This is a genomic window from Terriglobales bacterium, from assembly GCA_035624475.1.
Lineage (GTDB): Bacteria > Acidobacteriota > Terriglobia > Terriglobales > Acidobacteriaceae > DASPRL01.
Window position 1 is genome coordinate 17,537 of the sequence record DASPRL010000368.1, and the last position, 11,597, is coordinate 29,133.

The 11,597-nt window shown below is 67.0% G+C and carries 10 protein-coding genes; 7 read left to right on the top strand and 3 right to left on the bottom strand.

The genetic code is table 11. The features are described from left to right. Positions 1-68: 68 nt before the first annotated feature. Complete coding sequence (locus VEG08_14395) at positions 69-1,109, bottom strand: VWA domain-containing protein (GenBank protein HXZ29180.1); 1,041 nt, start codon at positions 1,107-1,109, stop codon at positions 69-71. A gap of 121 nt (positions 1,110-1,230) precedes the next feature. Between VEG08_14395 and VEG08_14400 the strand changes: the two genes are divergently transcribed. Then, a complete protein-coding gene (locus tag VEG08_14400) occupies positions 1,231-2,478 on the top strand; it encodes a VWA domain-containing protein (GenBank protein ID HXZ29181.1) in 1,248 nt (415 codons plus the stop codon). A 152-nt stretch (positions 2,479-2,630) separates the two neighbouring features. Continuing rightward, positions 2,631-3,215 carry a GTPase domain-containing protein gene (locus tag VEG08_14405; protein ID HXZ29182.1) on the top strand — a complete coding sequence of 195 codons (585 nt, stop codon included), beginning with the start codon at positions 2,631-2,633 and terminating at the stop codon, positions 3,213-3,215. Positions 3,216-3,324: 109 nt separating this feature from the next. Here VEG08_14405 and VEG08_14410 read toward each other — a convergent pair whose 3' ends face one another. Together VEG08_14410 and VEG08_14415 are read right to left on the bottom strand one after the other, a co-directional pair. Continuing rightward, the gene (locus VEG08_14410; protein HXZ29183.1) at positions 3,325-4,806 is read right to left on the bottom strand and encodes a M48 family metalloprotease; all 1,482 of its coding nucleotides are present in this window, start codon (positions 4,804-4,806) and stop codon (positions 3,325-3,327) included. A gap of 79 nt (positions 4,807-4,885) precedes the next feature. Then, on the bottom strand, positions 4,886-6,034 hold the full coding sequence (locus tag VEG08_14415) for an AAA family ATPase (protein ID HXZ29184.1): 1,149 nt from the start codon (positions 6,032-6,034) through the stop codon (positions 4,886-4,888). Positions 6,035-6,345: 311 nt separating this feature from the next. Here VEG08_14415 and VEG08_14420 point away from each other — a divergent pair, with 311 nt between their 5' ends. The 5 genes from VEG08_14420 (at position 6,346) to VEG08_14440 (ending at position 11,435) form a co-directional block, all read left to right on the top strand. Further along, entirely contained in the window at positions 6,346-7,806 is a 1,461-nt protein-coding gene (locus VEG08_14420; protein ID HXZ29185.1) for a putative glycoside hydrolase, read from the top strand. A 147-nt stretch (positions 7,807-7,953) separates the two neighbouring features. Continuing rightward, complete coding sequence (locus tag VEG08_14425) at positions 7,954-8,904, top strand: branched-chain amino acid transaminase (protein ID HXZ29186.1); 951 nt, start codon at positions 7,954-7,956, stop codon at positions 8,902-8,904. 73 nt (positions 8,905-8,977) lie between these two features. Next, positions 8,978-9,505, top strand: coding sequence for a DinB family protein (locus VEG08_14430; protein HXZ29187.1), 528 nt, complete (start codon positions 8,978-8,980; stop codon positions 9,503-9,505). Between the two features lie 167 nt (positions 9,506-9,672). Further along, a complete protein-coding gene (locus VEG08_14435) occupies positions 9,673-10,803 on the top strand; it encodes a type IV pilus twitching motility protein PilT (protein ID HXZ29188.1) in 1,131 nt (376 codons plus the stop codon). Between the two features lie 92 nt (positions 10,804-10,895). Further along, positions 10,896-11,435 (top strand): regulatory protein RecX, encoded by a 540-nt coding sequence (locus VEG08_14440; GenBank protein ID HXZ29189.1) that lies wholly within the window; start codon positions 10,896-10,898, stop codon positions 11,433-11,435. Positions 11,436-11,597: the final 162 nt, after the last annotated feature.

Consider the following 11,597-nt stretch of genomic DNA (forward strand, 5'->3'; position numbering starts at 1 on the left):
GGAAAAAGGGCGGCCAGGCTGTGCCCTTCCCCGTCTTCCTGAGGGCCGAAACCGGATGGCCGGCGGCTCTACTGCGCCCGGGGGGCGTAGTAGCCGCGGCGCGACTGGATCTTGTAATCCTGCTTGGTCTTGATCTCGACCTTGCGGAAGCTGCCGTCGCGCTGGGAGTTGGTGGGCACGTAGCCGATGTTGTACTGGCTGCGCAGCTCGTTGGAGATTTCGTCGAAGGCCTGCTTCAGCTTCTCATACTTGTTGCCCACGCTGATGACGCGGCCGCCGGTCTGCTCCGCCATCTGGCGCATGTCGCCTTCGCCGGTGTAGCCCATGCCGTAGCCCCAGTAGAATCCGCGGTCGGCGATGAGCAGGACGTAGCAGATGGTGTCGGCCTTCTGCGCCGCTTCGATGGCTTCCTTGATGCGGGTCTGGCTGCCCTGGTCCTGGCCGTCGGTGAGCAGGATCATGGCCTTGCGCCCCACCTCGTTGGCCAGCTTCTCCTGGGAGGCGAGATAGACGGCGTCGTAGAGCAGCGTGCCCTTGGGCGTGCCCTGGGTGGGAAACGGTCCCTGGCCCATGCCGGGGATGCCGCCTCCCACGCCCCCGGCGTTGATGCGGGTGCTGTTGAGGGCGTCGCGCAACTCGCGCACGTTGTTGGTGAAGTCCTGCACCAGGGTGACTTGGACGTCGAAGTTGATGACGAAGGCCAAGTCCTTCTTGGTGAGCACGCGGCTCAGGAAGTCGGCCCCGACCTCCTGTTCCATGGGCAGCACGCGGTTCTGGCTGTAGCTGGTGTCGATGAGGATGCCCAGGGTAAGGGGCTCGTTGCTCTCGGCGGAAAAGTACTTGATGGTCTGCGGCTTGCCGTCCTCGAAGACCTGGAAGTCGTCCTTGACCAGGCCGGGGATCAGGGCCCCGTGCTTGTCCTTCACGTTGAAGAAGAGGTTGACGACGTTGACCTCGACCTTGAGGGTGGTGACGGGCTTCTGTTCTTCGCCTTGCTGCGAGGAGTCCGGAGGCGGGGGTGGCTGTTGGGCCCGGGTCAGGGCCGGGGTGACCAGAAGGAGGGCGAGCAGCCAGGGTGCAAGAACGCGGGAACGGGGGCCGGTGGGCATCAACACTTTTTCCGCCTTTATTGCTAGACTAGAGGTTGTTAGATGCGGGTTTGGCGAACCACGATTAGTGTAGAACAGCGATCGGCGGCCGGACAAAAGAGGCAGTTCAAGGACGGGGAGCATGGGCGGACAAACGGCGATGAGGTGGGTGCTGGCGGCGGTCGTGCTGGCCGGGGGAGCGCTCCTGGCCCAGGACCAGCCCCAGCCCCAGAACCCTTCGGCGCAATCGCAGCAACCGCAGCAGCAGCCCATCCCCGACGCGCCCTCGGCCACCAAGCCGGCGCCTACCCCCTTCCCCCCGGGCGCCACCGCCCCGCCGGCCGCGACCCAGGCCCCGCCGCCTGCCACCGTCACCACCGTGCCCCCAGGGGGCGCCACGCCCCTGCCCGGAAGCGGCCAGGAGCAGCTATACAGCTTCATCAAGACGGTGAACTACGTGGTGGTTCCGGTGACGGTGCGGGATTCCGACGGGCGGCTGGTGGAAGGGTTGACCAAGGAAGATTTCGCGGTCTTCGAGGATGGCAACCAGCAGCCCATCAAGTTCTTCACCAGCGATCCCTTCCCGCTGTCGGTGGCGATCGTGCTGGACCTGAACCTCTCCGACACGGTGATGCGCAAGGTGAACGAGACCCTGCCCGCGCTGGTGGGCGCCTTCAGCCCCTACGACGAGGTTTCCATCTACACCTACGGCAGCTCGGTGACCCAGGCCCAGGACTTCACCAGCGCCAGCCAGCAGATCGAGGCCGGCTTGAAGCGCTCGCGGCGCTCGGGGAGGACGGGGGGCGTGCCGGTGATCAGCGGCCCCATGGCCTCCGGTCCCACCGTGAACGGCATGCCGGTGGACCCGGGCCGGCCGCCGGTGCAGAGCTACTCGCGCGAGGCTTACGTGCTCAACGACGCCATCCTGGAGGCGGCGCAGGACTTGGCTCGGCGCGACAAGGGGCGGCGCAAGATCATCTTCGTCATCAGCGACGGAGCGGAACAGGGTAGCCACGCCAGCTACAGCGAGGTCCTCAAGGTGCTGCTCTCCGACGAGGTCTCGGTCTACGCCATCGGGGTGGACGCGGCCGCCATCCCCGCCTACGACACCCTGGGCAAGATCCACGTGCCCCGCATGGGCTACGGCAACATCCTTCCCCGCTACGCCTCGGCCACCGGCGGGCAGGTGTTCGCGGAGTTCACCCGCGACTCCATCGAGGCAGCCTACGCCCGGGTGACCGAGGTAGCCCGCAACCAGTACACCCTGGGCTACACCTCCTCGGCCAGCGTGGCCAACACCTATCGCTCCATCGAGGTGCGGGTGCACCGCCCCGACCTGCTGGTCTACGCCAAGGGCGGCTACTATCCCCTGCCCGCGCGCGCCCGCTGAGGGGCGCGGCGGAGCAGTAGCAGGGCCGGTTCCGCGCGCTTTTCGGGACCTCAGCGGTGTGATATAAACAAGGGCTACCCCCAGGAACTGGTCGGAATCCCCGCGCGTGACGCCTGCCCCCGCGATCGTTGCGCGCCCGATTGAGGCTAGGCTTGAGCTTCATCAACTTCGCGGCACGCGAGATCAACTGCAAAATCGTCTACTATGGCGCCGGCCTCGGCGGCAAGACGACCAATCTGCAGGTGGTCTACGACAAGACCGCCGAGAAGCAGAAGGGCAAGATGATCTCCCTGGCCACGGAGACCGACCGCACCCTCTTCTTCGACTTCCTGCCCCTGGACCTGGGGACGGTGCGCGGCTTCAAGACCCGCTTCCACCTCTACACCGTGCCCGGACAGGTGTTCTACGAGGCCAGCCGCAAGCTCATCTTGCGGGGCGTGGACGGGGTGGTGTTCGTGGCCGACTCCCAGGAAGAGCGCATGGACGCCAACATCGAGGCCCTGGACAACCTGCACGAGAACCTCAAGGAATACGGCTACGACTTTGCCAAGATCCCTTACGTGCTGCAGCTCAACAAGCGCGACCTGCCCAACGTGCTGGCGGTGGAGCAGCTCAGGAAGGAGCTGGTCAGGAAGGGCGAGCCCGTCTTCGAGGCGGTGGCCTTCCAGGGGGTCGGCGTCTTCGAGACTCTGAAAGAGATCGCGCGGCAGGTGCTGGTCGAACTGAAAAAGGGCTGAGGGCGAGTTTCCAGGTTCTCGTTTCTAGTTTCTAGTTTCTGGAGAGCAAGGCCGGCGGGGAGCCGGCCTTTGGTTTTTTCTGAGTACTGAGTACCGGGTACTGAGTACTTCAGTTGAGTTTCACGCTGCGCAGCATAGGCCCGAAGGCGGTGCGCTCCAACTGATCGAAGTCCTTCTCCGGCGCGGTGAAGACCAGGAAGAGCAGGGTGCCATCGCTGCGCACGAGGGTGACCAGCCAGTCGCGCTCGCGCAAGGGCTTGCCGTCGGGGCCGGCCAGGGGTGAGGCTCCGCTCATCTCCACCGACTTGCCCGCCACCCCGTTGACGCGAATATCGTCCCCCGGCCCGCTGGCCTGCAGACCAGGATTGTTCTGGGTGAGGACGGAAACCAGCTCTTGGGTGCCGCTCCCCAGCACGTCTCCACCGCTGTTGCGCGGCTGGTAGCCGCCCAGCATCACCCCGTAGGAGACACCAGTTTGCGAGACCCCGGCTGCGGGAGCGATGGTGAGCCCGCCGTCGCTCTGCGTGACCTGCCAGTTGTCGGGGTACTTCATGGAGAGCACGCTGTTGTTCAGGGTGGTGAAGGAGCCGCTGGGCATGACCGAGCCCGCGCCCGGCGCCGCGGTGCCGGGGGAGGGGGCGGGCTGCCCCGCGGGCGCGGGCTGGCCGGCGGGGACGGCGGCGCCGCCCGGCGCGTTCTGCCGCGCCCACAGGCCCTGCTTGGCGCCGTCGGCGATCTCCTGCGCACTGTAGGCCTTCACTCCCTGGGCCTGCTGGCGGGCGCGCGCGAAGGACTGGCCGGAAGCGAGGAACTTTCTCTGCGGCCAGTCGGCGATCTCCTTGTCCACGGCGGCGACGCGGTTCCCGGGATTGGGGTGGTCGCTGAGGAACTGCGGCGGCTGCCCCCCCTGCTGCTCCAGCTTCTGGAAGAAGGCGGGCAGGGCGCGGGGATCGTAGCCGGCCTTGTACATGATGATGGCGCCGACCGCGTCGGCCTGGGCCTCGTCGCTGCGAGAGTACTTGAGCATGACCATGCCGCCGCCGATCTGGATGCCGGCCTGCGCCAGGCTGCCCACCAGGCCGCCGGAGTTGCCGATCAGCGCTCCCAGCAGGCCCGCCAGCCCCTCCGCCAGTTGTGCCTTCTCCGCCTGCTTGACCGAGTGCTGCATGTACACATGCGACATCTCGTGGGCCATCACCCCGGCCAACTGGGCCTCGTTGTCGGCGGCGGTGATGGTGCCCACGTTGATGAAGATGGGCCCGCCGGGCAGGGCAAAGGCGTTGATCTCCTTCTGCTGCACCACGTGGAACTCGTAGGGCCAGGAATCCTGCTGCGGGATGACTGCTTGCAGCTGGCGCCCCAACTGCTGCACGTACTGGGTCACAGGGCTGGAGTCGGGCAGCACCGGCATCTGCTTGTAGACCTCCTGCGAGGCCTGCAGGCCGAGTTGGTGCTGCTGGTCCTTGCTGTAGGAGACCCGCCCGGGATTGGGCAACTCGGGCGCGGCCGCCACCGCCACCGATTCCACCGCGAAGAACAGACTGGCCAGAAGCAGCGCCAGGGAACGCTGGCGCAATGGATGGCGGCTCATAGTCCCTCCCCAGGGGGCGCGAGCGAGCGCCCGGCGTGGAATCCCACCTCTGGATTCTACTCCGAGGGATGGCGACGCTCTACTTGCGGGAGCCGGTGGAGCCGGCGCCGGCGGCGGCCCCGCGCGCGGCGCGCCCGGCGGCCGCGGAGGGAGGCCACTCTTCTCCGAACCGCTCCAGCACCGGGATCCTGACCCCTTCGGCTTCCTTGACGAAGCTGAGGGCGCCGCGCGCGTCCAGCTCCACGCGGATGAAGTCGCCCAGGCGTACCTGGCCGGTGGCCAGCAGGTTGGAGAGCGGAAAGACCAGGTCGCGCTCGATGACGCGCTTGAGGTGGCGGGCGCCATAGCGTGGGTCGGTGCCCCGATCGATGAGGAAGCGTTTCACCGGGGGCGTGCAGCGGAAGACGAACTGGCGCTCGCTCGCGGCCTCGAGGATGCGCTGCTGCACCATGCCCAACTCGATCTCCAGGATGCGCTCCAGGTGCTCGGGGCGCAGCCGCTGGAAGACCACCACCTTGTCGATGCGGTTGAGGAACTCAGGGGAGAACTTGCGGCGCGCGGCTTCCAGGGCGGCGCGCACCGTGCGCTCGTCCAGGCGGGCGTCGCCGTCGGCGCCCCTCTGCCCGAAGCCCAGGCCGGCCTCCACCAGCCCGTTCATCTCGCCCGCTCCCAGGTTGGAGGTCAGGAAGATGAGGCAGCGGGAAAGGTCCACGCGGCGGTTGTCACCCAAGGTGAGCGTGGCCTTGTCCAGGATGCCCAGCAGCAGTTGCCAGAGGGCGTCGGAGGCCTTTTCCACCTCGTCGAAGAGGAGCAGCGAAAGCCGCAGCTTGTCGCTGTGCCACTGGTTGAGCGACTCCTGGGTGAGCAGGGGATGGGTCTCGCGGTGGCCCAGGTAGCCCGGGGGCGAGCCGATGAGCTTGGCGATCTCGTGGCTGTGCTGGAACTCGGCGCAGTCGATCTTGAGCAGGGCGCGGGGGTCGCCGAAGAGGGCCTCGGCCATGACCTCCACCACCCGGGTCTTGCCCGAGCCCGTCGGTCCCAGGAAGAGCAGATTGCCCACCGGGCGGCCGGGCGGGTTCAGCCCCGCCAGAAAGGTCTGGTACATGGCGGTGACCTTGGCGATGGCGTCGTCCTGGCCGACCACTTTGCGGTGCAGGTAGGCCTCGAACTCCTCCACTTCGCGGCTGCGCCGGGTGGGATCGAGCACGGTATTGAGTCCGGTCTTCATGTCCTTCTTCCTGCCTAGTACGCTTAGATGCCACTTGGGGGTGGTTCGTGGCGGGCGGGGCGGCCATGGGGCGAGCCGGGCCAAGAAAAATCCCGCAACCCGGCGCGCGACGACGGCGTCTAAGGGGCGGACACCAGGCCCACCGGATCGGCGCTCCCGCCCGGTACCCGGGCCGCTACTGAAGGGCGTTTCCGCCGCCGTGTTACTATTCCCCTAACCCTCGGGAATCGGTGTTCATGAGAAGGCATCCCGTTCGCAATCTAGCTGCAGCCCTCTGCCTGTTGGTGTTGTGCGCCGTCCTGCTTCTGCGAATGGCGCCGCCGCTGGTCACGCCCGCGCCGCGCGCCGCGGCTCCCGCGGCGGCTGCAGCCGCACCTGCGACGGCAGCGACCGCCGCCGCGCCTGCGCCCAAGGCCCCGGCTTCCCCGGCCGCGCTGCCGATGGCCGCACTGCCTCCCGACTTTCTCCAGCCCGCAGGCACGCACGTCGAGATCTACACCGCGCTGAAGGGCAACACCCTGGCGACGCTGGTCCGGCTCTACCTGCCGGAGAGCCACTACATGACGGCAGGCGAGCTGGAGACCGCCATCACCCAGGCCAACCACCTGAAGGGACCTTTCCTCAAGCCCGGGCCGGTGCTGATCCCGGGCATGGAAGACAAGCCCATCGTGGAGAAGGTCATCCCGGTGAAGAAGGACTTCGAGGTGCGCGCCATCTACCTCACCGGCTTGATGGCGGGCAGCGAGCACGGCCTGCGCATCATCCGGGAGTGGCGCGCGGCGGGCGGCAACGCCGTGGTCTTCGACGTGAAGGACTCCAACGGCGTGGTCAACGTCCCCTTCCAGCACCGGCTGGCCCCCGGCGGCCGTCCGGTGATCCCCAACCTGGCCAAGTTCATGCGCTTCGTGCACGCGCTGGGGATGCACGGCATCGCGCGCATCGCCATCTTCCGCGACGAGGAGCTGGTGGTGCACCATCCCGAGCTGGCGGTGCAGTCGCGGCGCTCGGGACAGCCGTGGCGGGAGAACGGCAAGCTGGTGTGGACCGACCCTTCGCGCCCCGAGGTGCAAGAGTACAACCTGGCGCTGGCGCGGGAGGCGGCGGCGGCCGGCGCCGACGAGATCCAGTTCGACTACGTGCGCTTTCCCGCCGAGGGCGACCAGAAGGATGCGCGCTTCGCCTTCGAGAGCGAGCATCCCAAGTGGATCCGCGCCGACGTGATCGCCGGCTTCCTGCACCGGGCCTATGCCGAGGTGCACGCCCAGGGCGCGCTGCTCTCACTCGACGTCTTTGGAGTGATGGCCTGGCAGCGCGAGGTGGACCTCGCCCACACCGGGCAGGACGTCGTGCGCATGGCCCAGGAGTGCGACGTGCTCTCGCCCATGATCTATCCCTCGCACTTCTTCGGCATGGACGGCTACAAGCTCCCCGGCGACGCTCCCGAGCACTTCATCTCCGAGTCCATGGAGCGCTTCGGCAAGATCACCACCGGCAGCGGGGTGGTGCTGCGGCCGTGGCTGCAGGCCTTCGGCTGGCGCACCAAGACCTACTCCCCGGGATACGTGGAGACGCAGGTGAGCGTGGCCAAGGCGCACGGCGGGGTGGGCTTCCTCTTCTGGAACGCGCGCAACGACTACAGCAAGCCGTTCACCGCCATGGGCGAGATGCGGGCCGCGCGCGGCCGCTACTTCCGCGGCGACGAGTTGCCCGCCCACAGCCGCGCGGAGGCGGAACCCGCTCCCGCCGCCCCGGCGGGCGCGGGCCTGCCCTGATCGCCGGTCCTGGCGGCGAGCCCTCCTCCCGCGATTGGCCTTGGCCCGCGCGAAAATGGCTCTTGGCCGCCCTCCACGCTTGGATATAATTGACGAGTCCGCCCCGGGGCCGTCGCAGTCAACTCGCGCCACCAAGGAGCCGCCCGCATGGCCATCAAGAAGACGGAGAAGATCTGGCACAACGGCAAGCTGATTCCCTGGGACCAGGCCACCCTGCACGTGATGTCGCACGTGGTGAACTACGGCTCTTCGGTCTTTGAAGGCATCCGCTGCTACGCCCAGCCCAAGGGCGGCGCCGCCATCTTCCGGGCGTCCGAGCACGCCCAGCGCCTGCTGGACTCCGCCAAGATCTACCGCATCGACGTGGACTACAGCCGCGACGAGCTGGTGGCCGCCTTCATCGAGATCGTCCAGGCCAACCGCACCGTGCCCTGCTACATCCGCCCCATCGTGCTGCGCGGCTACGGCGAGGCCGGGGTGAACCCCTTCAGCTCGCCCACCGAGGTCTACATCGTCAACTACGAGTGGGGCAAGTACCTAGGACACGGCGCCGACGAGGGCGTGGATGTGTGCGTCTCGTCCTGGACGCGCATCGCCCCCAACACCCTGCCCGCCATGGCCAAGTCGGGCGCCAACTACATGAACTCGCAGCTCATCAAGATGGAAGCCATCCTGAACGGCTACGTGGAGGGCATCGCGCTCGACGCCAACGGCTACGTCAGCGAAGGCTCGGGCGAGAACCTGTTCCTGGTGCGCCAGGGCACGCTCTACACCGCGCCCCTGGGCAACTCGGTGCTGGCCGGCATCACCCGCGACACCGTCCTCCGCATCGCCCGCGACCAGGGCATCCCGGTGGCGGAGCAGGGCATCCCCCGCGAGATGCTGTACATCGCCGACGAGGTCTTCTTCAGCGGCACCGGCGCCGAGATCACCCCCATCCGGTCGGTGGACAAGATCAGCGTGGGCAAGGGTGTGGTGGGCCCCGTCACCGAAGCTATCCGGAAGGACTTCTTCAGCATCGTCAACGGCACCGCCCCCGACCGCTACGGCTGGCTCACATCCGTGCCCGTCACCAGCAAGCAGCCGGTCGGCGTCTAGATCACCAATCATCCCGCAGTGGCCGGGGCGCAGGCGACTGCGCCCGGCGCGCGTTTTGCAAAGGAGGAACCCCATGGCTACCGCCACCCAAGCCCCTTCCCTCAACAAGGAATTCGCTCTTTGCTACCGTGATCTCATGTTGGGCGACCTGAAGCGGGAGATGGAGACCACCCGCAAGGTGATCGAGGCCATCCCCGACGCCAAGCGCGACTACCGTCCCGACCCCAAGGCCCGCAGCGCCTGGGAGTTGGCCTGGCACATCGTCTGCGTGGAGGTGCAGTTCGCGGAGGAGATCGCGGAGGGCGCCTTCAAGATGGAAGAGCGCTACAAGAACGAGTCTAAGTCGGTGCGCGATCTGGCGGAGTGGTACGGCAAGAACCTCCCCCGCGCCCTGGACAAGATCAAGGCCATGACCGCCGACCAACTGGTCCACGTCCTGGACTTCTACGGCGCCTTCCAGTTCCCGGCGGCCATGTACCTGAGCTTCATCGCCAAGCACACCATCCACCACCGCGGGCAGCTCTCCACCTACCTGCGGCCCATGGGGTCGAAGATCCCCAGCATCTACGGGGGCAGCGCCGACGAGCCCTGGCAGGGCTAAGGGCGAACCCGGGGGCGGGAGAGAGGAAGCGCCTCCCGCCCCCTCCGCACCCCTTCCTGCATTGATAAATCCCTGTCTCCGTGGTACTTTCAGGCCACTCAGAGCCGCGGAACTGCGCCCTGCGGGGGACTGGCGGCGCAGGACCGGCTTCCCAAACGGGGACGCCCATGCATATTGACGATCTGCTTCGCATCGCGATGGAGCGCAAGGCCTCCGACCTGCACCTGAAGGTCGGCAACTACCCCCACATCCGGGTGGACGGGGAGCTGGTACCGCTCACCGACCAGCCCCGCATCTCCGCCGAGGACATGCTGAACATGGCCTTCAGCATGATGTCCAACCGCCAGAAACAGAAATTCAAAGAGCAGGCCGAGCTGGACATGGCCTACGGCGTAGCCGGCCTGGGGCGCTTCCGCGTGAACGTCTTCCAGCAGCGCGGCAACGTGGGGCTGGTGCTGCGCGTCATTCCCACCAAGATCCGCGCCCTGGACGAGCTCTACATGCCCAAGATCGTGGAGCAGATTTGCGACGAGCAGCGCGGCATGGTGCTGGTCACCGGGGTCACAGGCTCGGGCAAGTCCACCACCCTGGCGGCCATGATCGACCGCATCAACTCCACCCGCCCCGAGCACATCATCACCATCGAGGACCCCATCGAGTTCCTGCATCGCGACAAGAAGGGCTTCGTCAACCAGCGCGAGGTGGAGGTGGACACGCCCTCCTTCGCCTCGGCGCTGCGCGCCAGCCTGCGCCAGGACCCCGACACCATCCTGGTGGGCGAGATGCGCGACCTGGAGACCATCCAGACCGCGCTGCACGCCGCCGAGACCGGCCACCTGGTCTTCTCCACCCTGCACACCCTGGACGCGGTGGAGACCATCAACCGCATCATCGCCGTCTTCCCGCCGCCGGAGCAGAAGCAGATCCGCCTGCAACTGGCGGCGGTGCTGCGCTCGGTGATCAGCCAGCGCCTGGTGCGGCGCGCCGACGGCACCGGCCGCGTCCCCGCGGTCGAGGTGCTCATGACCACCGCCTACATCAAGGAGTGCATCATCGTCCCGGAGAAGACCCGGATGATCAAGGAAGCACTGCAGGCCGGCACCTCGCAGTACGGCATGCAGACCTTCGACCAGTCGCTCTACGATCTGTACACCCAGGGCCTGATCTCCTACGAGACGGCGCTGGAGAACGCCTCCAACCCCGACGACTTCAAGCTGCGGGTGCAGGGCATCGCCTCCACCGCCGATTCCGCGCGCGAGCAGATGGAGGGAGCGGGCTTCGGGCGCCAGGGCGGATAAGAACAGAAGCGATCGCACGGCCAGGGCGCGCTGCGGCGCGCCCTTTCTTTTTCCCTCTGTGTCTCTGTGCCTCTGTGGTGAATAATCCTTCTATGACCTTCCGGCGCCGCCAGAGCTACGACGCGCCCGCGCTCTACGAGTACGCGGTGGGCGCGCTGGGGCGCAAGATGCGCTCGGTGGCCGAACTCAAGCGCCTGCTGCGCCAGCGCGTGGCCGGCGCCGAGGATGCCGAGGTCCTGGTGGAAGCGGTCATCCTCAAGCTCAAGGAGCAGCGCTACCTCAACGACGCGCAGTACGCCGCCGCCTACTCTTCCTACCGCAAGGAGAACGAGAAATTCGGCAAGCGCCGCGTGATCACCGGCCTGAAGGCCAAGGGAGTGCATGCCGAGGTGATCGAGAAGGCGGTGAAAGAAGCCTACGCCGGCGTGAACGAAGAAACACTGGCGCGCGCCTTCCTGGCGCGCAAGCGGGTGAAGAAGCCCAAGGACGGCCGCGAGGCCGCACGCACCTTCCGCACCCTGCTGCGCGCCGGCTTCGGCACCCGCACCGCCCTCGCCATCCTGAAGAAGTGGGAGGTCGAGGAGGAGGTGCTTTCGGCCCTTGAGGGAGAGCCAATGCAGAATGAAGAATAGAGAATGCAGAATGAGCGTATCAGGTGCCTTTCCTTCCGCATTCTCCATTCTTCATTTTGCATTCTTCCCGTCCACCTTCAGCGGAATGTCGTACTGCGCGTGGCAGTTGACGGCCGGGTCGTAGCTCTGGGTCACCTTTTGGTCCTGGTAGCGGATGTCGAA